Source organism: Pseudomonas sp. MYb541 (assembly GCF_037479595.1).
GTDB classification, from domain to species: Bacteria; Pseudomonadota; Gammaproteobacteria; order Pseudomonadales; family Pseudomonadaceae; genus Aquipseudomonas; species Aquipseudomonas canadensis.
Window position 1 is genome coordinate 113,013 of the sequence record NZ_JBBGYS010000012.1, and the last position, 20,830, is coordinate 133,842.

Here is a 20,830-nt window from a genome sequence, read left to right on the forward strand (position 1 = left end):
AAGGGGGGACTACTCATGCTCGCGCAACTTCCACCGGCCTTACAGAATCTTCAGCTACCGCTGCGTCTTCGACTCTGGGACGGCCATGAATTCAACTTGGGCCCCGAGCCCAGTGTGACCATCGTGGTCAAGGACCCCACGGTTGTCAGCCAACTGACCCATCCCACGCTCAACTCACTGGGCGAAGCCTTTATCGAAGGTAAACTGGAGCTGGAAGGCTCTATTGCCGAGGTCATCCGGGTGTGTGATGAGTTGAGTCACGCGCTGGTGCACGACGATGAGACACGTCCGGTGCGCTCGATCCACGACAAGGCCACCGACGCAGCGGCCATTTCCTACCATTACGACCTGTCCAACGATTTCTACCAGCTGTGGCTGGACCAGGACATGGTGTACTCCTGCGGTTATTTTGAAACCGGCAGCGAATCCATCGACCAGGCCCAACAAGACAAATTCCGCCACCTGTGCCGCAAGCTGCGGCTGCAGCCGGGCGAGTATCTGCTGGATGTCGGTTGTGGTTGGGGCGGGTTGGCGCGGTTTGCCGCGCGGGAGTTCGGGGTCAAGGTGTTTGGCATCACCCTGAGCAAGGAGCAGTTGGCGCTGGCCCGGGAACGGGTAAAAGCCGAAGGCCTGGAAGACCAGGTGGACCTGCAACTGCTCGACTACCGTGACCTGCCGCAAGACGGCCGTTTCGATAAAATTGTCAGCGTGGGCATGTTCGAACACGTCGGCCATGCCAACCTGGCGGAGTACTGCAAGACCCTGTTCGGTGCTGTGCGCGAAGGCGGCCTGGTGATGAACCACGGCATCACCGCCAAGCACACCGATGGTCGCCCTGTGGGCCGTGGCGCCGGGGAGTTCATCGAGCGTTACGTGTTCCCCAACGGCGAGCTGCCACACCTGGCGATGATGACGGCCGAGATCAGCGAAGTCGGGCTGGAAGTGGTCGACGTCGAAAGCCTGCGCCTGCACTACGCGCGCACCCTGGACCATTGGAGCGAGCGCCTGGAAGACAACCTGGAAGCGGCGGCGAAAATGGTGCCGGAGCAAGCGTTGCGCATCTGGCGGCTGTACCTGGCGGGTTGCGCGTATGCGTTTGCCCGGGGCTGGATCAACCTGCACCAGATTCTGGCGGTGAAACCCCATGCCGATGGCAGCCATGACCTGCCGTGGACACGGGAAGATATCTACCGCTAACCCGAACCTCCAGACCAATGAAGATACAAATGTGGGAGGGGGCTTGCCCCCGATGGCAGTGTGTCAGCCAGCTGATTCGGCACTGGTTGACCGCTATCGGGGGCAAGCCCCCTCCCACATTGTTTACCGCGGTGTTTGTTAGAGAATCGGTGAAATAAGCCGCGCAACCCGCATGCCCAGTTGCTGAAGGCGACGGGTTTCGCGGCTTTCTTCTTGGCTGACTTCATGGGCCAGGGCGAAGTCGCCCAGCAGCATGTGCTCGACTTCCTTGGCGAAGGCCTCGTCGACCGTCAGCAACATCACTTCGAAATTCAACCGGAACGAACGGTTGTCCATGTTCGCACTGCCGATAGCGGCGATTTCGTCGTCTACCAACACCACCTTCTGATGCAGGAAGCCCGGCATATAGCGGAACACCCGCACGCCGGCGCGCACGGCTTCGATTGCGTACAGGCTGGACGCGGCGTAGACGATGCGGTGATCGGGCCGTGAAGGCAGCAGCAGACGCACGTCGACACCGCGCAGCACGGCCAGGCGCAGGGCCGAGAACACCGCTTCGTCGGGGATGAAGTAGGGGCTGGTGATCCATACCCGCTCCGTCGCTGCGTGGATGGCTTCGACGAAGAACAGTGAGCAGGTTTCATAGGGGTCGGCCGGACCGCTGGCGAGCAATTGGCAGAGCACGCCGTCTTCCGGGTAGGCGTCCGGCAATATCAGCGGCGGTAGTTCGCGCGCGGCCCAGAACCAGTCTTCGGCAAACGATTCCTGCAAGCACGCCACAACCGGGCCGGTCACCTGCACATGGGTATCGCGCCATGGTGCCAGTGGTGGTTTCTTGCCCAGGTATTCATCGCCGACGTTATGCCCGCCGACAAACCCGGTAATACCGTCCACCACCACGATCTTGCGATGGTTGCGGAAGTTGACCTGAAAGCGATTGAGCCAGCCGCTGCGGGTGGCGAAGGCTTTGACGTGCACCCCGGCGTCGCGCAGCGATTGCACATAACGATGGGGCAGGGCGTGGCTGCCGATGCGGTCATACAGCACGTAGATGGAGACGCCTTCTGCGGCCTTTTCCTTCAACAGGGCGTGCAACTGCCTGCCAAGTTCGTCGTCATGAATGATGAAGAACTGGAACAGCACCGCCGTCTTGGCGCTGCGGATTGCCGCGAAGATCGCACTGAAGGTGGCGTCGCCATTGATCAGCAAACGCACTTCATTGTTGGCCAGGCACGGCATGCGGCCCAGCTTGGGCATGGCGCGCAGCGAAGCGTAGGCGCTGGAGTTGCGTGCCGCCAGGGCTTCTTCGACCCACGGGCGCCAGTTCAGCTCGGTGATGGCGGTGTGCATTTCCTGGTTGGCCTGGCGACGGGCCTGGATGTAGGCGTCGAACGTGCTGCGGCCGAAGATCAGGTACGGGATCAGCGTGAGGTAGGGCATGAACATCAGCGACAAAGCCCATGCGATTGAGCCTTGGGCGGTCCTGACGGTCAGCACCGCGTGGATCGCGGCGAGGGTCCCGAGGAAATGCAGCGTGGCGATGAAGTAGGCGAGCAGGTGCGGGCCAAAGAAATCCATGGACGACGTTACTCCAGGCAATCCAAGTGCCTAACAGACCATGTCTGGTCAGGAATGTCGCTATTTTATTTGCCGTGCAACCCTGGCACCTTTGCGGCGTCTAACGCCCAACATTACCCAGGAGTTACCCGATGAATGCTCGTCTGCTGTCTTTGGCCATGATGATTGGTGTGTCGCTGCCGGTGGCGGCGCAGGCGCAGATGCTGGCGCCGGGCTTGTGGGAACTGACCACCAGCAATATGAAAGTCGATAACCAGGACCTGCCGGACCTGTCACTGATCCTCGGTCAGCTCAAGCAACAGATGACCCCGGAACAACGCGCCATGCTCGAAAAACAAGGCATCACCATGGCCGGTAAAGGTGTGCAGGTGTGCCTGACTCCGGCGCAGGTCGCCTCCGATTCGATCCCGCTGACCGACCCGCAATCGGGCTGCAAGCAGGAAGTGACCGACAAGACCGGCAACCAGTGGAAATTCCGTTTCAGTTGCCCGAAAGCCCAAGGCACAGGCGTAGCCACTTTCCAGAGCCAGAAAGAATTCACCACCACCGTCAACGGCACCTTCAATGCCACCGGCATTCAGCAGAAGGGCAGCCTGGACAGCCATGCCCAATGGCTGGGCAACGATTGCGGGACGGTCAAGCCTCGCGCTTGAGCCTTTCGCACAGGGCTTCGACACTCATCTGACCGAGGTCTTCCCCCAGGCGGCTACGCAGGCTGACGTAGCCGCCGGCTTCTTCCCTCTCGCCAACAATCACCAGATACGGCACTTCATGCAGGCTGTGCTCGCGCATCTTGTAGCTGACCTTCTCGTTGCGTCGGTCCACCACCGCCCGTACACCCACACGTCTCAATGCTTCACAGACCTGCTGGCCGAAGTCGGCCTGGCTTACACTCAGGGTGAGTACAGCAGCCTGCTGGCTGGCCCAACAGGTGCCGTAAATGCGTTGCTGCGACGCGTTGATGGTGACCTTGGTCAGCTTGAAGGCTCGGATCACACCGGTGCTGGGCACATGAAGACCGTGACATAGGGCTTCAAAATCGCCCAGGCGCCGCACCGAATGATTGGTGTTCGCCAAGTGGCGCATGCGTGCTTCGATCTGTTCAAGGTCGACCGGTGTGAAGGCGCGTTCGTAGGCCAAGTCGTAGAAAAAACCATCGTCGATGGGCGACCCGGCTGTCAGTTGAGCGATAGGAAACAGTTGCTGAGTGGCCATCGCCAACAGACTCGCGCAGGAGCGTCGCAGAATCTCCAACCCCTCGGGATCCTGGGTGGTGATGATCTGGAGCCGGGCGTCCTGCTCCAGCAGGTGTTCGCAGCCCACCAGCACACCGTCAACGCGGCCGGCGACCGACGTTTTGGCCAGCCCCACGCCGATGCTGGCAGCGACTTCGTAAACCGACAGCGCCTCGTCGTACTCGCGTTGCGTGCCGTCTGGCAAGGTGATGCGGATCATCGCCGTCGTCTCTAACGCTGGAAATGCAAAGGTAATCCTTGGCAGCTGTCGATTACCTGACCGTTATGAAAAGCCAAGTGGCCGGAAACCAGGGTGGTGCTGACACTGTGACGAAAACTGCGGTCGGCGAAGGGCGTCCAGCCGCAACGGGCCAGGATAGGTTGGCTGCTGACCGGCTTGCCCTCGGGCTCGGGTTTGATCAGCACCAGGTCGGCCCAATAACCTTCACGCAGATAGCCGCGATCGGGGATGGCGAATAGGTCGGCGACGCGGTGGCTGGTTTTTGCGACCAGCGTGGTCAGCGGCAGCAGCCCATCGGCCACCAGCTCCAGCAGCGCCGGCAGCGCGTGCTGCACCAGGGGCAATCCCGACGGCGCCTCGCGATAAGCCAACTGTTTTTGCGCCCAGGTATGCGGCGCGTGATCGCTGCCGATCACGTCCAGGCGGTCGCTCAGCAACGCCAGGCGCAGGGCGTCACGGTCGGCGCGGGTCTTGATCGCCGGATTGCATTTGATCTGGTGGCCGAGGCGATGATAGTCGCGGTCATCGAACAGCAGGTGGTGCAGGCAGACCTCGGCGGTGATGCGTTTTTCGGCAAGGGGCTTGTCTTCGAACAGCGCCAGTTCGCGGGCGCTGGTCAGGTGCAGCACATGCAGACGGGTGCCATGGCGCTTGGCCAATTCCACGGCAAAGGATGACGAGCGATAGCACGCCTCGGCATCGCGGATCAGCGGGTGCGCGACGGCGGGGATGTGCTCGCCGAAACGCTCGCGCAGGCGCAGCTCGTTGGCCTGGATGCTCGGCGTGTGTTCGCAATGGGCCAGCAGAATGGTGGGCACTTCGGCGAACAGGCGTTCCAGGATCCGAGGGTCGTCCACCAGCATATTGCCGGTTGAAGCGCCCATGAACACTTTGACCCCGGCCACCTCGCGCGGGTCGAGGGCGGCGACGGTGTCGAGGTTGTCGTTGCTCACGCCGAAATGAAAGCCATAGTTGGCCACCGAGTGCAGGGCGGCGCGGCGTTTCTTGTCGGCCAGGGCGTCCAGGTCGAGGGTGGCCGGGTGGGTGTTGGGCATGTCCATGAAGCTGGTGATACCACCGGCTACCGCTGCGCGGGATTCGCTGTAGAAGCTGCCTTTGTCTGGCGCGCCAGGTTCGCGAAGATGCACTTGGTCATCGATCATGCCGGGCAGCAACCAGTGACCTTGAGCGTCAATGGCGACGGGCGCGTTGCTGTCCTGGATGCTGCTGGCGATCTTTTCGATACGACCATTGGCGACCAATACATCGGCGTCGAATTCCTGGCCTTCGTTCACCAGGCGGGCGTTGCGGATCAGCAGGCGGCTCATGGTTCAGAACTCGTTTTGCAGGGCTTTGTAGCCGCGCACCAGGTCAACGTTGGTGCGCGCCACGTCTTCGGAAAATTCCGAGGCACTCACGCTCACCGGCGGGAATTGCGAGAGGTCGGTGTTGGGTCCGATGCGGGTGGTGGAGGGCACATAGAACGCCGCAGGCAAATCACGGCCGTCGACCACCGAGTTGTGGCGCACCACGCAGCCGTCGCCGACGGCGCAGTTGAACAGCACGCTGTTGAAACCGATGAACACGCGGTCGCCGACGGTGCAGGGACCGTGGACGATGGAGCGGTGCGCAATGGAGGTGAATTCTCCGATGGTCACTGCCGCGCCGGATTTGGAGTGGATGACCACGCCGTCCTGGATATTGGAGTTGGCGCCGATGATGATCGGGTCCATGCCGCCGCTGGCGTCGACTTCGTCGGCACGGATCACGGCGTAGGGGCCGACGAAAACGTTTTCGCCAATGATGACCTTGCCGCAGATGATGGCGGTCTTGTCGACGTAGGCCGACTCGGCAATCACGGGCAGATCGCCGGACGGGTTTTTGCGGATCATGCTAAGGGCTCCGTAATGATGTGGACGTAGTCGCCGTCGATGGCGTTGTAGAAGCAGGTCGGCCGACCGGTGTGGCAGGCCGGACCTTGCTGGTCGACGATCAGCAAGACCGCGTCGCCGTCGCAATCCAGGCGTGCTTCCACCAGCTGTTGCCAGTGACCGGAGCTTTCGCCCTTGCGCCACAACCGCTGACGTGAGCGCGACCAGTAGCAGACCTGCCCGGTGCCCAGGGTTTCCTTGAGGGCCTGGCGGTTCATCCAGGCCAGCATCAACACCTCGCCGCTGCCATGTTGCTGGGCAATGGCGGCGATCAGGCCATCGCTGTTCCACGGCAGGGCATCGAGCACGGGTTCGAGGGGAAAGCGGCTGCCGACGGTAGCCCCTTCCAGGTCGAGCATGCTCAGGGTCATGGCTTGCTCAAGGCTGCGCACAAGGTATTGAGGTTGTATTCGAACAGCCCGGTAAAGGTGCTGGCCGGGCCTTCAGCGGCGAGGGCGTCGGAGTACAGCGTGCCGCCGATCTGCGCGCCGCTTTCGTCAGCGATCTGCTTGAGCAGGCGCGAATCCTTGATGTTTTCCATGAACACGGCTTTGACTTTGTCTTTGCGGATCTGGGTGATCAGTGCGGCCACTTCGGCTGCGGACGGCTCGCGTTCGGTGGACAGGCCCTGTGGCGCAAGGAACTCGATGCCGTAGGCCTGGCCCAGGTAACCGAAGGCGTCGTGGGAGGTGACGATGCGACGATTACCGGCGGGTAGAGCGCCGAACTTGGTCTTGGCTTCGGCCAGCAGACGATAGATTTCTTTCAGGTAGGTTTGGCTGTTGTGCTGGTAGTCGGCCTTGTTGGCCGGGTCGGCAGCGATCAGCGCCTTGGTGATGTTGTTCACGTAGATTTCGGCGTTCGCCAGGTTGTGCCAGGCGTGCGGGTCGGGGATGGTTTCGCCGTCCTCGTCCATGGTGTGGGAGATCACGCCTTTGCTGGCGGTCACCACCGTGGCTTTGGTTTCGGTGCTGGTCACCAGACGGTCCAGCCAGGGTTCGAAGCCCAGGCCGTTCTTGATGATCACCTTGGCCTTGAGCAATGCCTTGGCATCGTCCGGGGTAGGCTCGTAGGTGTGGGCGTCGGCGTCGGGGCCGACCATGTTGCTGATCTGGATGTGATCACCACCAATCTGGTGAGTGATGTCATCGAGGATGCTGAAGCTGGTAACCACCTGAAGCTTGTCGGCAGCCTGCGCCGTCGACAACGACAGGACGAGACTGAACAGCACGAGTAGAGCGCGCATCGGGAAACACCTCATTGGGATGACAGCAAAGGCGGGCGGCGCAGCAAGCCGTGCACCGGACCGAAGACTACGGACAGCAGATACCCGGCGCCCGCCACCAGCACGATCGCCGGGCCGCTGGGCAACGAGTAGTAGAACGACAGCAACAAACCCAGCCATACCGACAGGCATCCCAGCATCGCCGATACCGCGATCAACACCGGCAGGCGCCGGCTCCAGAAACGTGAAGCGATGGCCGGCAACATCATCAGGCCCACCACCATCAAGGCGCCGATGGCCTGGAAGCCGATCACCAGGTTCAGCACCACCAAAGTCAGGAACAAACCATGGGCCAGCGGACCGAGGCGGCTGACGGTTTGCAGGAACAACGGGTCGAGGGTGTCCAGCAGCAGGGGTTTGTAGATCACTGCCATGGCGATCAGGCTGAAGCCGGAGACCCAGAGCATGCCGGTGAGGGTGGTTTCGTCCACCGCCAGGGCAGAGCCGAACAACAGGTGCAGCAGGTCGAGGCGTTTGCCGGCGATGCCGAGGATCAGCACGCCGGCGGCGAGGGAGATGGGGTAGATGGCCGCGAGACTGGCGTCTTCGCGCAGGCCGGTACGACGAGTGATCCACGCGGACAGGCCGGCCATGCTCAGGCCCGCGCCGAGGCCGCCGATGGTCAGGGCGGGCAGGCTGAGGCCGGCGAACCAGAAGCCGAGGGCTGCGCCGGGCAGGATGCCGTGGGCGACGGCGTCACCGATCAGGCTCATGCGTCGCAGGATCAGGAACACGCCCAGTGGCGCGGTGCTGCAGGCGAGCACCAACCCGCCGATGAGGGCGCGGCGCATAAAGACGAAATCAACAAAAGGCATCCACAGGTGGGCGGCGAAATGCATCAGGCCACCTGCATCTGTGGCTGCGGGCGGATCAGCTCTTTGCTCGGGCCGAACACGCAGCCGCTGCTTTTGATCTGCACCACTTGCTGGGTGTGGTGGCGCACGGAGGCGAGGTCATGGCAGACCACGATCAGCGTGCGACCTTGCTCATGCCACGCGTGGATATGTTTCCAGCACAGCGCCTGGCCTTCTTCATCGAGGGCGGCGTGGGGCTCGTCGAGTAGCAGAACCGGCGCTTCGGCCAGGCTCATGCGGGCGAGCAGGGCGCGTTGCAGTTCGCCACCGGACAGCGCCATCAAGGGGCGGTGTTCGAGGCCGCCAAGGCACCACTCTTCCAATACCGCTTCCAGGCGCTGGCTGCGTTGTTGCGGGGAAAGTTGCGTGCCCCAGAAACCGGCAGCGACCAGCTCTTGCAGGCTGATGGGAAACTGTCGGTCCAAGTGCTGCTGCTGGGGCAGAAACGACAGGCCGCCACGGCGTGGAACATCCACTGTGACTTTACCCGCCAGGGGTTTTTGCAGGCCGGCGATGACTTTAAGCAGGCTGCTTTTGCCGGTGCCATTGGCGCCGATGATGCCGGTGAGGCTGCCTTTTTCCAGGGTGAGGTCGATGGCGGGCGTCAGCGGCTGGCCGGGTGCGCCCCAGCGTAAAGCGGTGCAGGTGATCATGCAGGGTGTCTCGTCCAGCGGCTTTCAGCCACGGCATCGTGCGCGTGCAGGCTTTCGGCATGGACCACTTTCAGGTGGAAGGCTTTGACGGCATCCGAGCGTTTCAAGGCGAGGTTCAGGCGGCGGGCGGCGTCTTCGCAGAACATCAGGTTCTGCCCGTTGGCCAGGGCGAAGGCTTGTTCGTCCGCTCGTTTTACGGCGGTTTGTACGGCGGTGCCGAGGGCGGTTTCGACGGTGTCGATCAACGCTGTGAGAGGCAGTTGCTCGCCTTGCAGCTCGACATGCAACTGCGCACTGCTGCGCTGGCTATGAGGCGTGGCGACGATGCCGTTGGCGCTGCCAAGCCAGGTCAACACGTCTTCATGCTGCAACGGTGTGTTGGCGAAGTCGTCGAGAAATTGTTGCTGAATCAACTGCCTGGCGAGGGCAGCGGAGCATGGGCACGTTGAGGAATAAGTAACGTCAATTTTTAGTTCCACGTGGAACATCTGGTTTTCCATACGCGCTTCGATGCTCACCGGGTAGCCTTTCCAACCGGCCAGCGGGCTGACCAGCGCCGGGCGTTTGAGCAGCAAATCGGTATGGATGCGTAGGTAGGCGTTATTAGATAAACCTTCATGACTGTCGAGAAAACGCTGCAGTACATTACGCAGAAGTGCGGGCGTAAGCGGTTGCTGGTCGAGCATCTCCAGCGCCAGGTACAGGCGAGACATATGAATGCCACGGGCGGCGCCATCGTCCAGGCTCACGCCGGCATCGGCGGTTGCGGTCAAGCGCTGGCCGTCGATGAGAATCGGCAGGGCGATACCGCACATGCCCACCCAGTCGAGTGGCAAGGCTTGGCGTGAAGCCTGCGCGGCGATATCCGGCAGAGTCAGCGCATTCATGAGCAGGTCCATCGTTGGAAATAAAAAGACATGTTATATTATAACTATTGAGTCGACGATGATTTTTCTGCTCCAGCCTTTTTTCAGTCATGTCGAGCAGGGACGCTCCTTTATTTGCGGTATTTTTCATGCACAGACGTCAGCTCCTAAACCTGCTTCTGGCCAGCCCGCTGTTCACCTTGCCGTTTACCGCCCACGCCACGCAGATCAGCAACGCCCGCCTGTGGCGCTCGGACGACAAGCTGCGGCTGGTGTTCGATCTCAGCGGTCCGGTCCAATACAAGACGTTTACCCTGAGCGCGCCGGAACGCTTGATCATCGACCTCAGCGGCGCCGGGCTCAGTGGTGATTTCTCTCAGTTGGCGCTGAAAAACAGCGGGATCACCTCGATCCGCTCCGGGCATTTCGGCAAAGGTGACACGCGCATCGTGCTGGACCTTGCCGCACCGATGCAGCTCAACAGCTTTCTATTGCCACCCCAGGATGGCCAAGGCCATCGCCTGGTGTTGGACCTGACCAGCGCCACCCAGGCGCCTCGCCAGATTGCGGCCGAGCCCAAGCCTTTGGTGGACAAGGCCCACCCCAAACGCGACATCATCGTGGTGGTCGACCCCGGCCATGGCGGCAAGGACCCAGGCGCCGTCGGCTCCAAAGGCCAGCGCGAAAAAGATGTGGTGCTGTCCATCGCCCAACTGCTGGCCAAACGTTTGAAGCGCGAGAAAGGCTTCGACGTGAAGTTGGTGCGCAACGACGATTTCTTCGTACCGCTGCGCAAGCGCGTGGAAATCGCCCACAAGCACAATGCCGACATGTTTATTTCGGTGCATGCGGACGCGGCGCCGCGTATCACGGCGTCGGGCGCTTCGGTGTATGCCCTGTCCGAAGGCGGCGCCACTTCCGCTACGGCGCGGTTCATGGCGCAACGGGAAAACGGCGCCGATCTGCTCGGTGCCACCAGTCTGCTCAATCTGAAAGATAAGGACCCGATGCTCGCCGGGGTGATTCTGGATATGTCGATGAACGCCACCATCGCGTCCAGCCTGCAACTGGGCAACTCGATCCTGGGCAGCCTGGAAGGCATCACCAGCCTGCATCAGAAGCGCGTGGAACAAGCCGGATTCGCGGTGCTCAAGTCACCGGATGTGCCGTCGATCCTGGTCGAAACCGGGTTTATTTCCAACGCGCGGGACAGTGCGCGGCTGGTCACCGCGCGTCATCAACAGGCGGTTGCCGATGGCCTGTTCGAAGGCCTGAAGAAATACTTCCAGAAGAACCCACCGATGAACAGTTACATGGCGTGGGTGCAGGAACAGAAGAACGGCCAGGTCTAACAGCCGGTTATACGGCTACAGGTGAATTTGGCGCTGGCGCCGCCTGAACTGGAGAACCGGTTGAGGGTGGTCCAGCCCACGCGTCGTGTGTAGCCGACCCACGCCTCACCATCCGACGCCAACCCGGTAAAGAACGTCAGTTGCCCGTAGCGGCTGTTGGTCTGTGCCCAATAGCGTTTGCCGATCACCTCGTACCCGCGCAAATACGTGGTGCTGCCGACCGTCGCCACGCTGTAGGCGTTGCCTAAAGGGTCAACGCAAGCGAGCAGGTTGGCGCTGCGCGTGCAGTTGGCCAGCAGGCTCGGCATCTGGGCGCAGACAGGTCCCGCGGCAACCAATAACAGGGCGCACACCAAGCGTTTCATCGGGTTTCTCAAGGTCGGAAAGTATTCAAGCATTGCGCCCTTCGTCGTGGCGAGCAAGAGGGGATGGCTTATTTGCATTGTTATACTATAACATTAAAAAACAGCCTGACCCGTGAACCGCTCCCCATGACTGAACAAGACCTCCTGGCCCAGCCTTCCGCCAACTACATGAATGAAGCCCAGCAAGGGTTCTTCCGTGAGTTGCTGCTGAGCCAACGTAGTGAATTGCAAGCCTGCATCGACGCCGAGTTCCTGGTACTGCGCGAGCAGGAAACCAACAGCGACCCCGCCGATGTCGGCAGCGCCGAAGAACAGCGCCAATGGCAGCTGCGCCTGCTGGAGCGGGAAAAGAAGCTGTTGGACAAGATCGACGACACCCTCGACTTGCTGGCGCGCGGCGAATACGGCTGGTGCCGCGAAACCGGCGAGCCCATCGGCCTACAGCGCTTGTTGCTGCGTCCTACCGCCACCCTGTGTATCGAAGCCAAAGAACGTGAAGAGCTGCGCGAACGCCACAAACGGGCGATTTGACCGGCCAACCCTAATGAGGAATACCTGATGCCCAATCGTCTCCCCGTTACTGTGTTGTCCGGATTTCTCGGCGCCGGTAAAAGCACGCTGCTCAACTATGTCCTGCGCAACCGCGAAAACCTGCGGGTGGCGGTGATCGTCAACGACATGAGCGAAATCAACATTGACGGCAGTGAAGTCCAGCGCGACGTCACGCTCAATCGCGCCGAAGAAAAACTGGTGGAGATGAGCAACGGCTGCATCTGCTGCACCTTACGGGAAGACTTGCTCGAAGAGGTCGGAAAACTCGCCAAGGAAGGTCGTTTCGATTACTTGCTGATCGAGTCCACCGGTATCTCCGAACCCTTGCCCGTGGCCGAGACCTTCACCTTCCGCGACGAAAACGAGCAGAGCCTCGCCGACATCGCACGCCTGGACACCATGGTCACCGTGGTCGACGGCATGAACTTCCTGCTCGACTACCAGGCCGCCGAAAGCCTGGCGTCACGTGGTGAAACCCTCGGTGAAGAGGACGAGCGTTCCATCACCGACCTGTTGATTGAGCAGATCGAATTCGCCGACGTGATCCTCATCAGCAAAATCGACCTGATCAGCAGCAGCGAACGCGAAGAGTTGATGGCGATCCTTGAACGCCTCAACGCCCAGGCGGAAATCATCCCGATGGTCATGGGTGAAGTACCGCTGAACAAAATTCTCAACACTGGCCGTTTCGACTTTGAACGCGCCGCGCAAGCGCCGGGTTGGTTGCAGGAATTGCGTGGTGAACATGTACCGGAAACCGAGGAATACGGTATTGCTTCCACCGCTTACCGTGCGCGCCGTCCCTTCCATCCACAGCGTTTCTTCGACTTCATCGACCGCCCGTGGGTCAACGGCAAACTGCTGCGCTCCAAGGGTTTTTTCTGGCTGGCCAGCAAGCACCAAGATGCGGGCAGCTGGTCCCAGGCCGGCGGTTTGATGCGCCATGGTTTTGCCGGACGCTGGTGGCGCTTTGTGCCGAAAAGCCAGTGGCCTCAGGACGAAGAAAGCATCGCGGCGATCATGGGCAACTGGCAACTGAGCACCGGTGATTGCCGCCAGGAACTGGTGTTTATCGGGCAGAACATCGACTTCACCCAACTGCGTGCCGAGCTGGACGCGTGTCTGCTCAACGATGAAGAAATGGCCCTGGGCGTCGACGGTTGGCGCCTGCTGGCCGATCCTTTTGGCCCTTGGTATGAGGAGGCAGCCGCCTGATGCTGGCCCCGGTGATTCCCCTGCGTCCCGTGATTCGCCAGACCCGTGGCGAAACCCCGCTGGCGCTGTCCGACATCCTGGAAGATGGCGTCAACCTGGCCGTGTGGGAGCGGCAGTTGCCGTTGCACATCGCCGAGTTCGGCGCCTTGCTGGTGGCGCTCAACGAGCCGTTGGCCGACTCCATGGTGATCGAGCTTAACAACGAAGACGCCGTGCCCGACTTGCAGGGTCTGGCGTCCAGTTGCCGTGATCTTGAAGGCTACGAAGGCTTTATTGCCGATGTGTCGTGGCTGGTCAGCGCATTCGCCTGCTTGCTGGGCGCCAAGCGTATTGGTGTGCGTTTGAGGTTGCTGGATAAGGCGATGTGCCCACGTTTTCACGTCGACCATGTGCCGGCGCGGCTGATCACCACCTATGCGGGGGTCGGCAGCCAGTGGTTGCGCGAAGGCGTGATGGACCGGCGCAGGCTGAGCCAGCCGGAGGCCGAGCCCACCGAGCGTGTCGAACAGATTCACTGCGGCGAAGTCGCCCTGCTCAAGGGCACCAAATGGCACGGTAATGAGAATTACGGCTTGATCCACCGGTCACCGGCGCTCAAGGCCGATGAGCGCCGATTGATCCTGACACTGGATTGGCTCGCATAACCGCGTAGGATCAAACGCTCTACACGGTCCGAACGATGCCCTTCATGCTGCAGAACATTCCCACCCACGTGATTGCCGGGCCTTTGGGCGCCGGCAAGACCAGCCTCATCAAGCACCTGCTCGCCCAGCGTCCGGCCAACGAGCGCTGGGCCGTGCTGATCAACGAGTTCGGGCAGATTGGCCTGGACGCGGCCTTGCTCACCCAGGATGACGACGGCATTGCCTTGGGCGAAGTCGCCGGAGGCTGCCTGTGTTGCGTGAACGGTGCACCGTTTCAGGTAGGACTGGGTCGTCTGTTGCGTAAGGCCAAGCCCGACCGGCTGTTTATCGAACCGTCGGGTCTGGGCCATCCGGCGCAATTGCTCAAGCAGTTGCGACAGGCGCCATGGCAGGGCGTGCTGGCCGTCCAGCCTTGCGTGCTGGTATTGGATGCCCAGGCGCTGGCCGCAGGGAAACCATTACCGCCAGCGCAGCAAGAGGCTCTGACGAGTGCCGGGTTGCTGGTGTTGAACAAGGATGAAGGGGTGGACGCTGGGCAGCGCCGAGCGATCGAACTGCAGTTGCCAGAATGCCCGCTCTACTGGACCCGTCAGGCGCAATTGCCCCTGCAACAATTACCCGGCCTGAACGCACAGGCTTCAGCCGCTGTGGATAACATCGAAGTGCCCGAAGGCCTCGCGCAAATGCCGGCGGTGTGGAGCGATCCCACTCAACCGATCTGCCTGAGTCAGGCCCAAGAGGGTGGTTGGAGTGTCGGCTGGCGCTGGCACCCGAGCCAGCAGTTCGATACCCGCCGCCTCGACCAGTGGCTGACAAGCCTTGAATGGCGCCGCGCCAAACTGGTTATCCACAGCGCCGAAGGGTGGGTTTCGACCAACGCGGTGGATAACAGCGAGCCGACTTGGCAGGCCAGCGAGTGGCGCCGCGATTCACGTATCGAATTGATTTTCAGCGAGCCACAGGACCTGGCTGCCTTGCAGGCCGCACTAAAGGCCTGCCGTTACTGACGGTTCTTGGCGTGGTCCTGGCGCCACTGGCTCAGCTCGATCACCTCGGCACTGGGCAGCGGCGTCTTGATCTCGAACGGGTAGGGCGCCAGTTCGATCTGCGCACTGTGGGCGCCAAATTGGGTGATGGTGCCCGGGTGGCGGGTTTCGCCGGTCACGGTGAATTCAAAGTTGTAGATACGCGCCAGGCGCCGCCGCCCGTTGGCATCTTTCACAAACCCGATGCGCTTGAGCGCCACCGCGCCGTCCAACAGTTCGATGTCGAGCTTGGCGCAATGCTGCTTGACCCGCTCCAGCGCCCGCTCGCGCAGGCCGTGGTTGTGCCACACCCAGGCGGCACCGGTCGCCAGCAGCATCAACACGAAGATGTTTCCCAGGGTCAGCATGCGAAAGACTCCAACAAAGTGAGAGCAGCTTAACTGTGTCGCCGGTCTGTCGTACAGGCTGCGTTTAGTCGCATACTGCGCGGCCAGAATTTCAATGGCTTTACGGAAATCCCGCGCATGAAACGCACACCTCATCTGCTTGCGATCCAGTCTCATGTGGTCTTTGGCCACGCCGGAAACAGCGCCGCCGTATTCCCCATGCAGCGGGTCGGGGTGAACGTCTGGCCGTTGAACACGGTGCAGTTCTCCAACCACACCCAGTATGGCCAATGGGCGGGTGAAGTGCTGGCGCCGCAACAGATTCCGGCGCTGGTGGAAGGCATCGCCGCGATCGGCGAACTGGGCAACTGCGATGCGGTGCTGTCCGGTTACCTGGGCAGTGCAGACCAGGGCCGTGCGATTCTCAGCGGTGTGGCGCGCATCAAGGCCATTAACCCCAAGGCCCTGTATTTGTGCGACCCGGTGATGGGCCATCCGGAAAAGGGCTGCATCGTGCCCCAGGAAGTCAGCGATTTCCTGCTGGACGAAGCCGCGGCCATGGCTGACTTCCTGTGCCCCAACCAGCTGGAGCTAGACAGCTTTGCCGGGCGCAAGCCGCAATCGCTGTTCGATTGCCTGGCCATGGCCAAGGCGCTGCTGGTACGTGGGCCGAAGGCGGTACTGGTTAAGCACCTGGATTACCCGGGCAAGCTGCCGGACGGTTTCGAGATGCTGCTGGTGACCGCCGATGGCAGTTGGCACCTGCGCCGGCCGCTGCTGGCGTTTCCGCGTCAGCCCGTGGGCGTGGGCGACCTGACCTCGGGGTTGTTCCTGGCGCGGGTACTGTTGGGCGACAGCCTGTTGGCGGCGTTCGAGTTCACGGCCGCAGCGGTGCATGAAGTGCTGCTGGAAACCCAGGCTTGCGCCAGTTATGAACTGGAGCTGGTGCGTGCTCAGGACCGTATCGCCCATCCCCGCGTGCGGTTCGAGGCCACCCCTATAGATCTATAAGTACACAAAACTCCATGTGGGAGCGGGTTTACAGTTTGAGATTTACGGCGCTTCAGCCTTTGATTTCCTGATACCGCTTCTCCAGCTCCTGGCGGATCTGCCGGCGCTGCTGTGCCTGAACGAACCGGCGCTTATCTTCGCTGTTCTGCGGCTGCAACGGCGGCACGGCGGCCGGTTTGCGCTGGTCGTCCACGGCCACCATGGTGAAGAAGCAGCTGTTGGTGTGGCGCACCGAGCGTTCGCGGATGTTCTCGGTCACCACCTTGATGCCCACCTCCATCGAGGTGTTGCCGGTGTAGTTGACCGACGCGAGGAAGGTCACCAGCTCGCCGACATGGATGGGTTCGCGGAAAATCACTTGGTCTACGGACAACGTCACGACATAACGGCCGGCATAACGGCTCGCACAGGCGTAGGCCACTTCGTCGAGGTACTTGAGCAGGGTGCCGCCGTGGACATTGCCTGAAAAGTTGGCCATATCAGGGGTCATCAATACCGTCATCGACAGCTGGGCGTTTCCGGGTTCCATAGCACACTCACGGGTTGTAGGCATTGGTTGGGGGGCACCTCTGCGGGTGCTGGACTCTTTGCTGCGCCTTCCTTAACGGGACGCCAGTGGTCGGCTTGCCGTCACGCGCGTACCGATCTGTTTCCATATATTGCACCGGCTTTCTGCCGGAAGTCGCGGTGTTAACCTTCAAAAGCCCATCCCAGGGCATTTCTTACGATCAAGGCAGACTTTTCCTTTCGCTCTTTGCGACATTTCAAAGGCGCGGGCGGAAGTGGGAAAAGCGCCAGTACCCTCAAGGAGCCCCTCGCCATGCACGCCATCAGCTTTATCCAGGACCTGGCCGTGATCATGCTGGTGGCTGGGGTTGTCACCATCCTGTTTCACCGCCTCAAGCAGCCGGTGGTCCTGGGCTACATCGTCGCCGGGTTCATCATCGGCCCCCACACCCCGCCATTCGGCCTGATCCACGACGAAGACACCATCAAGACCCTCGCCGAGTTGGGGGTGATCTTCCTGATGTTCTGCCTGGGCCTGGAGTTCAGCCTGCGCAAGTTGTTCAAGGTTGGCGCCACTGCGTTTATCGCGGCCTTCCTGGAAATCATCCTGATGATCTGGATTGGCTACGAGATCGGCCGCTGGTTCGACTGGAACACCATGGACTCGCTGTTCCTCGGCGCGATCCTGGCGATTTCCTCTACCACCATCATCGTCAAGGCACTCAATGACCTGAAGATGAAGAACCAGCGCTTCGCCCAGCTTATTTTCGGTGTGCTGATCGTCGAGGACATCCTCGGCATCGGTATCATCGCCTTGCTGTCGAGCATTGCCGTCAGCGGCACGGTCAGCTCCGGCGAGGTGTTTTCCACGGTCGGCAAACTGTCGTTGTTCATGATCGTCGCGTTGGTCATCGGCATTTTGCTGGTGCCGCGTTTGCTGGCCTACGTGGCCAAGTTCGACAGCAACGAGATGCTGCTGATCACCGTATTGGGCCTGTGTTTCGGTTTCTGCCTGCTGGTGGTCAAGCTGGAATACAGCATGGTGCTGGGCGCGTTCCTGATTGGCGCGATCATGGCTGAATCCCGTCAGTTAATTAAGATCGAGCGCCTGATCGAGCCGGTTCGCGACATGTTCAGCGCCATCTTCTTCGTGGCCATCGGCTTGATGATCGACCCGCAGATTCTGCTGCAATATGCCTGGCCGATTGCGGTGATCACCGTGGCGGTGGTGCTGGGCAAGATGTTGTCCTGTGGCCTGGGGGCGTTTATCGCCGGCAATGACGGCCGTACCTCACTGCGCGTCGGCATGGGGCTGTCACAGATTGGTGAGTTTTCCTTCATCATCGCGGCGTTGGGGATGACGCTACAGGTGACCAGCGACTTCCTTTACCCTGTCGCCGTAGCGGTTTCAGCGATTACCACACTGCTCACGCCGTACCTGATTCGTGGTGCCGACCCACTGTCCTTGAAGATCGCGGCTGTCATGCCCAAGCGAATGAGCCGGGTGTTCGGCATGTACGGTGAATGGCTGCGCAGTATCCAGCCCCAGGGCGAAGGCGCGATGTTGGCGTCGATGATCCGCAAGATCATCCTGCAAGTCGGGGTGAACCTGGCGCTGGTGGTGGCGATCTTCTTTGCCGGCAGCTTTTTCGCGGCGCGTATCGGTGGGTATCTGGAAGGCTGGATCAGTGATCCAAGCTGGCAGAAGGCGTTGATCTGGGGTGGGGCGTTGCTATTGTCGCTGCCATTCCTGATCGCGGCGTATCGCAAGCTCAAGGCGCTGTCGATGCTGTTGGCGGAGATGAGTGTGAAGCCGGAAATGGCCGGGCGGCATACCCAGCGCGTACGACGGGTGATCGCGGAGTTGATCCCGATTCTTTCGCTGCTGGTGATCTTCCTGCTATTGGCAGCCTTGTCGGCCAGTATTCTGCCGACCAACAAGTTGCTGGTGCTGATCGCCGTGGTCACGGCTGCAGTGGCGGCTGTGCTCTGGCGGTGGTTCATCCGCGTGCATACGCGGATGCAGGTCGCCTTGTTGGAGACGCTGGATAACCACAAGGACACGCCCGAACACTGAGGTAAGCGGGCCACTTACTGTGGTGAGCGAGCTTTTTGTGGTGAGCGAGCTTGCTCGCGCTGGGCTGCGTAGCAGCCCCAGTCCAGGCGACGCGTTCTTTCAGGTTTTGCGATGTGAGGCTTTGGGGCTGCTACGCAGCCCAGCGCGGGGCAAGCCCGCTCACCACAGCAAGCCGGTCACCCTTGGTGCAGGGCTCAGCTTTCCAGCCAGACGTCCCGCGCCCAGTGCCACACCGATTCCCAGGTTTCCTCGGTGACGATTTCTTCTTCGCCAGACCACAGCACCACAGTGCCGTCTTCCTCAACGCAGTAGTAGTCGTCGCCGTCCTGGCAGATTGGGATCAGGCTACGATCAACACCGGCGTCCCAGGCGTTGGCGGCCACGTCCGGCAGGTAGGTGTGGGATTGCGGGTCGGTGACGGTCACCGGCTCCAGGCTGCCGTACACCACGTCGCTGACGGTCAGCAGGAATTCACGAAAGACGAACGGGATGTCGATGAACAGTTGTTCCTCGATTTCCACCAGTTGGTCTTCGTCAGGCAGCTCCAAAGGAACCGGGACCGGTTCGTTGGCTTCACGCAATTGTTCGATGATTTCTTCCACGGCCGGGATCCTCTTGCTAGATGGCGCGGTTTATAGGGGCGTTTTATACAGTAGCTCGCTATAAGTGCAACCGTGAAATAGAAAACCCCGGACAGGTCCGGGGTTTTTTGTAACTACTTGCTCAAGCGTGCAAGGATCAGCCGTTCTGGCGGATACCGGCGACCAGCCAAGGCTGGTTGTCGCCCTGGGCACGTTCCATGTTCCAGCTTTCGCTGAACACTTCGCCCTGGTCGAAACGCGAGGTCTTCGACACACCGCTGAAGGTCAGGGTGGCGATGGTCTTGTCGGCGCGGTCATCCACACCTTCCAGTTGGACGCGCAGGTCGTCGATGTAGGTCGACTGGAAAGCATCGCCAATGTCGGCACGTTCGCGCTTGAGGAACTCCAGCAGTTGCGGGGTCACGAACTCGGCGATCTTGTCCATTTCGTTGGCGTCCCAGTGCTGCTGCAGGGACTGGAAGTGGCTACGGGCCGCCTCGACGAAACGCTCTTCGTTGAACCAGGCCGGCGCGTTGATCACCGGACGGGCTGCAGCAGGCGCTGCCGAACCACCGAAGATCGAACCCATGGCTGGTTTTTGCTCGAACACTTCACGTTGCATCGGCGCGCCGGCTGGAGCCAGGTGCTCCTGCTGCTTGCGGCGACGAGCGGCGATAAAGCGAAAGATCACAAAGGCGATGACCGCCAGGATCAGCATGTCGAAGATCTGCATGCCCTGGAAGCCGCCACCCATGAACATGGAAGCGAGCAGGCCACCGGCGGCGATGCCGGCCAGGGGGCCCAACCAGCGCGAAGCACCGCCGGCCTTGGCAGCGGCGCCAGCAGCACCGGCTGCGCCTGCGGTCGCGGCTGCACCGCCCATGCCGCCGGCGGATGGAGCCATTTGGCTGGTCTGGTGAGTCGGTGCCGCACCGGAACTTTTGCCGCCACCGAAGCGTTTGGCGTTGGCGTCGATGCTCATCGTCAGGCCGATGCACAACGCCATGGCGATGCTAAGAAAACGTTTCATAAAGGGAATTCCCATTTGTGGATTGCACGCGCGCCATGTTGCACAGGTGGAGTGACAGTGGCTAGCGACATAATGTTTCGGGCTTTTGCGTAAGATCGATTCAGAAGGGTCTGTAGGACTGATTACAGATATTGGCCCGAGCGGGTAAAAAACAAGGGAGGGGCGCGATTCTTCACCTTTAGGAGCCCGGCTTGCCGGCGATAGCAATCTTAAGGCCGCTATCGCCGGCAAGCCGGGCTCCTAAAATAAGGGTGAAGTGTTTCAGATGTCTTCGAGCTTCGCGT

Annotated in this window: 23 protein-coding genes; 9 read left to right on the top strand and 14 right to left on the bottom strand. The window is 61.1% G+C overall.

Translation table 11 applies throughout. From position 1 onward, the window contains the following. Window positions 1-15: 15 nt before the first annotated feature. On the top strand, window positions 16-1,197 hold the full coding sequence (cfaB, locus tag WH299_RS09960) for a C17 cyclopropane fatty acid synthase CfaB (protein WP_323622973.1): 1,182 nt from the start codon (window positions 16-18) through the stop codon (window positions 1,195-1,197). Window positions 1,198-1,335: 138 nt separating this feature from the next. Here cfaB and cls read toward each other — a convergent pair whose 3' ends face one another. Beyond that, window positions 1,336-2,775 (bottom strand): cardiolipin synthase, encoded by a 1,440-nt coding sequence (gene cls, locus WH299_RS09965; protein ID WP_323622972.1) that lies wholly within the window; start codon window positions 2,773-2,775, stop codon window positions 1,336-1,338. 131 nt (window positions 2,776-2,906) lie between these two features. Here cls and WH299_RS09970 point away from each other — a divergent pair, with 131 nt between their 5' ends. Beyond that, complete coding sequence (locus WH299_RS09970; protein WP_016978689.1) at window positions 2,907-3,428, top strand: DUF3617 domain-containing protein; 522 nt, start codon at window positions 2,907-2,909, stop codon at window positions 3,426-3,428. Here the strand turns inward: WH299_RS09970 and WH299_RS09975 are convergent. Genes WH299_RS09975 through folE2 form a run of 8 tightly spaced genes read right to left on the bottom strand, consistent with a single transcriptional unit; the run spans window position 3,412 to window position 9,861 of the window. After that, window positions 3,412-4,230, bottom strand: a complete 819-nt coding sequence (locus WH299_RS09975; RefSeq protein WP_323622970.1) for a His/Gly/Thr/Pro-type tRNA ligase C-terminal domain-containing protein — start codon at window positions 4,228-4,230, stop codon at window positions 3,412-3,414. The genes WH299_RS09970 and WH299_RS09975 overlap by 17 nt on opposite strands. A gap of 11 nt (window positions 4,231-4,241) precedes the next feature. Then, entirely contained in the window at window positions 4,242-5,579 is a 1,338-nt protein-coding gene (locus WH299_RS09980; protein WP_339550178.1) for a dihydroorotase, read from the bottom strand. Window positions 5,580-5,582: 3 nt separating this feature from the next. After that, window positions 5,583-6,143, bottom strand: a complete 561-nt coding sequence (locus WH299_RS09985) for a gamma carbonic anhydrase family protein (protein WP_028618554.1) — start codon at window positions 6,141-6,143, stop codon at window positions 5,583-5,585. Continuing rightward, on the bottom strand, window positions 6,140-6,553 hold the full coding sequence (gene hisI / locus WH299_RS09990) for a phosphoribosyl-AMP cyclohydrolase (RefSeq protein ID WP_323622966.1): 414 nt from the start codon (window positions 6,551-6,553) through the stop codon (window positions 6,140-6,142). Before hisI ends, WH299_RS09985 begins: the two co-directional genes overlap by 4 nt. Next, on the bottom strand, window positions 6,550-7,428 hold the full coding sequence (locus WH299_RS09995) for a metal ABC transporter substrate-binding protein (protein WP_095014060.1): 879 nt from the start codon (window positions 7,426-7,428) through the stop codon (window positions 6,550-6,552). The genes hisI and WH299_RS09995 overlap by 4 nt, the downstream gene beginning before the upstream one ends. A gap of 11 nt (window positions 7,429-7,439) precedes the next feature. Continuing rightward, window positions 7,440-8,306, bottom strand: coding sequence for a metal ABC transporter permease (locus tag WH299_RS10000; RefSeq protein ID WP_339550179.1), 867 nt, complete (start codon window positions 8,304-8,306; stop codon window positions 7,440-7,442). Then, window positions 8,306-8,974, bottom strand: coding sequence for a metal ABC transporter ATP-binding protein (locus WH299_RS10005; protein WP_126569420.1), 669 nt, complete (start codon window positions 8,972-8,974; stop codon window positions 8,306-8,308). Before WH299_RS10005 ends, WH299_RS10000 begins: the two co-directional genes overlap by 1 nt. After that, window positions 8,971-9,861: a GTP cyclohydrolase FolE2 gene (folE2, locus tag WH299_RS10010; protein ID WP_122729985.1), complete on the bottom strand. Its 891-nt coding sequence runs from the start codon at window positions 9,859-9,861 to the stop codon at window positions 8,971-8,973. Before folE2 ends, WH299_RS10005 begins: the two co-directional genes overlap by 4 nt. Window positions 9,862-9,989: 128 nt before the next feature. Between folE2 and WH299_RS10015 the strand changes: the two genes are divergently transcribed. Further along, the gene (locus WH299_RS10015) at window positions 9,990-11,192 is read left to right on the top strand and encodes an N-acetylmuramoyl-L-alanine amidase (protein ID WP_126569422.1); all 1,203 of its coding nucleotides are present in this window, start codon (window positions 9,990-9,992) and stop codon (window positions 11,190-11,192) included. Here the strand turns inward: WH299_RS10015 and WH299_RS10020 are convergent. Further along, window positions 11,189-11,557, bottom strand: a complete 369-nt coding sequence (locus WH299_RS10020) for a glutamine synthetase (RefSeq protein ID WP_339550188.1) — start codon at window positions 11,555-11,557, stop codon at window positions 11,189-11,191. The two genes, WH299_RS10015 and WH299_RS10020, sit on opposite strands and share 4 nt — an antisense overlap. A 126-nt stretch (window positions 11,558-11,683) precedes the next feature. Here WH299_RS10020 and dksA point away from each other — a divergent pair, with 126 nt between their 5' ends. From dksA to WH299_RS10040, 4 genes are read left to right on the top strand one after another with little or no spacing between them, the layout of a single operon-like run. After that, entirely contained in the window at window positions 11,684-12,088 is a 405-nt protein-coding gene (gene dksA / locus WH299_RS10025; protein ID WP_339550181.1) for an RNA polymerase-binding protein DksA, read from the top strand. A gap of 27 nt (window positions 12,089-12,115) precedes the next feature. Then, window positions 12,116-13,324 carry a zinc metallochaperone GTPase ZigA gene (gene zigA, locus WH299_RS10030; RefSeq protein WP_339550183.1) on the top strand — a complete coding sequence of 403 codons (1,209 nt, stop codon included), beginning with the start codon at window positions 12,116-12,118 and terminating at the stop codon, window positions 13,322-13,324. Then, complete coding sequence (locus WH299_RS10035) at window positions 13,324-13,968, top strand: DUF1826 domain-containing protein (protein WP_339550184.1); 645 nt, start codon at window positions 13,324-13,326, stop codon at window positions 13,966-13,968. Before zigA ends, WH299_RS10035 begins: the two co-directional genes overlap by 1 nt. 44 nt (window positions 13,969-14,012) lie before the next feature. Continuing rightward, a complete protein-coding gene (locus WH299_RS10040; RefSeq protein WP_339550185.1) occupies window positions 14,013-14,975 on the top strand; it encodes a CobW family GTP-binding protein in 963 nt (320 codons plus the stop codon). On the opposite strand, the gene WH299_RS10045 is transcribed toward WH299_RS10040, so the two are convergent. Next, window positions 14,969-15,361 carry a DUF3301 domain-containing protein gene (locus WH299_RS10045; RefSeq protein WP_016978674.1) on the bottom strand — a complete coding sequence of 131 codons (393 nt, stop codon included), beginning with the start codon at window positions 15,359-15,361 and terminating at the stop codon, window positions 14,969-14,971. The two genes, WH299_RS10040 and WH299_RS10045, sit on opposite strands and share 7 nt — an antisense overlap. 117 nt (window positions 15,362-15,478) lie before the next feature. Between WH299_RS10045 and pdxY the strand changes: the two genes are divergently transcribed. Then, window positions 15,479-16,351, top strand: a complete 873-nt coding sequence (pdxY, locus tag WH299_RS10050; RefSeq protein ID WP_339550186.1) for a pyridoxal kinase PdxY — start codon at window positions 15,479-15,481, stop codon at window positions 16,349-16,351. A 52-nt stretch (window positions 16,352-16,403) separates the two neighbouring features. On the opposite strand, the gene WH299_RS10055 is transcribed toward pdxY, so the two are convergent. After that, window positions 16,404-16,880 (bottom strand): acyl-CoA thioesterase, encoded by a 477-nt coding sequence (locus WH299_RS10055; protein WP_028618540.1) that lies wholly within the window; start codon window positions 16,878-16,880, stop codon window positions 16,404-16,406. 291 nt (window positions 16,881-17,171) lie between these two features. Here WH299_RS10055 and WH299_RS10060 point away from each other — a divergent pair, with 291 nt between their 5' ends. Then, window positions 17,172-18,935: a cation:proton antiporter gene (locus WH299_RS10060; protein ID WP_122729974.1), complete on the top strand. Its 1,764-nt coding sequence runs from the start codon at window positions 17,172-17,174 to the stop codon at window positions 18,933-18,935. A 194-nt stretch (window positions 18,936-19,129) separates the two neighbouring features. Here WH299_RS10060 and WH299_RS10065 read toward each other — a convergent pair whose 3' ends face one another. Continuing rightward, window positions 19,130-19,537, bottom strand: a complete 408-nt coding sequence (locus WH299_RS10065) for an SMI1/KNR4 family protein (RefSeq protein WP_028618538.1) — start codon at window positions 19,535-19,537, stop codon at window positions 19,130-19,132. 136 nt (window positions 19,538-19,673) lie between these two features. Further along, window positions 19,674-20,546 carry a Tim44 domain-containing protein gene (locus WH299_RS10070; protein ID WP_028618537.1) on the bottom strand — a complete coding sequence of 291 codons (873 nt, stop codon included), beginning with the start codon at window positions 20,544-20,546 and terminating at the stop codon, window positions 19,674-19,676. Between the last annotated feature and the right edge of the window lie 284 nt (window positions 20,547-20,830).

Coding starts and splice junctions, on each gene's coding strand:
- cfaB (WP_323622973.1), top strand. CDS start 16: ATGCTCGCGCAACTTCCACCGGCCTTACAGAATCTTCAGCTACCGCTG.
- cls (WP_323622972.1), bottom strand. CDS start 2,775: ATGGATTTCTTTGGCCCGCACCTGCTCGCCTACTTCATCGCCACGCTG.
- WH299_RS09970 (WP_016978689.1), top strand. CDS start 2,907: ATGAATGCTCGTCTGCTGTCTTTGGCCATGATGATTGGTGTGTCGCTG.
- WH299_RS09975 (WP_323622970.1), bottom strand. CDS start 4,230: ATGATCCGCATCACCTTGCCAGACGGCACGCAACGCGAGTACGACGAG.
- WH299_RS09980 (WP_339550178.1), bottom strand. CDS start 5,579: ATGAGCCGCCTGCTGATCCGCAACGCCCGCCTGGTGAACGAAGGCCAG.
- WH299_RS09985 (WP_028618554.1), bottom strand. CDS start 6,143: ATGATCCGCAAAAACCCGTCCGGCGATCTGCCCGTGATTGCCGAGTCG.
- hisI (WP_323622966.1), bottom strand. CDS start 6,553: ATGACCCTGAGCATGCTCGACCTGGAAGGGGCTACCGTCGGCAGCCGC.
- WH299_RS09995 (WP_095014060.1), bottom strand. CDS start 7,428: ATGCGCGCTCTACTCGTGCTGTTCAGTCTCGTCCTGTCGTTGTCGACG.
- WH299_RS10000 (WP_339550179.1), bottom strand. CDS start 8,306: ATGCATTTCGCCGCCCACCTGTGGATGCCTTTTGTTGATTTCGTCTTT.
- WH299_RS10005 (WP_126569420.1), bottom strand. CDS start 8,974: ATGATCACCTGCACCGCTTTACGCTGGGGCGCACCCGGCCAGCCGCTG.
- folE2 (WP_122729985.1), bottom strand. CDS start 9,861: ATGAATGCGCTGACTCTGCCGGATATCGCCGCGCAGGCTTCACGCCAA.
- WH299_RS10015 (WP_126569422.1), top strand. CDS start 9,990: ATGCACAGACGTCAGCTCCTAAACCTGCTTCTGGCCAGCCCGCTGTTC.
- WH299_RS10020 (WP_339550188.1), bottom strand. CDS start 11,557: ATGAAACGCTTGGTGTGCGCCCTGTTATTGGTTGCCGCGGGACCTGTC.
- dksA (WP_339550181.1), top strand. CDS start 11,684: ATGACTGAACAAGACCTCCTGGCCCAGCCTTCCGCCAACTACATGAAT.
- zigA (WP_339550183.1), top strand. CDS start 12,116: ATGCCCAATCGTCTCCCCGTTACTGTGTTGTCCGGATTTCTCGGCGCC.
- WH299_RS10035 (WP_339550184.1), top strand. CDS start 13,324: ATGCTGGCCCCGGTGATTCCCCTGCGTCCCGTGATTCGCCAGACCCGT.
- WH299_RS10040 (WP_339550185.1), top strand. CDS start 14,013: ATGCTGCAGAACATTCCCACCCACGTGATTGCCGGGCCTTTGGGCGCC.
- WH299_RS10045 (WP_016978674.1), bottom strand. CDS start 15,361: ATGCTGACCCTGGGAAACATCTTCGTGTTGATGCTGCTGGCGACCGGT.
- pdxY (WP_339550186.1), top strand. CDS start 15,479: ATGAAACGCACACCTCATCTGCTTGCGATCCAGTCTCATGTGGTCTTT.
- WH299_RS10055 (WP_028618540.1), bottom strand. CDS start 16,880: ATGGAACCCGGAAACGCCCAGCTGTCGATGACGGTATTGATGACCCCT.
- WH299_RS10060 (WP_122729974.1), top strand. CDS start 17,172: ATGCACGCCATCAGCTTTATCCAGGACCTGGCCGTGATCATGCTGGTG.
- WH299_RS10070 (WP_028618537.1), bottom strand. CDS start 20,546: ATGAAACGTTTTCTTAGCATCGCCATGGCGTTGTGCATCGGCCTGACG.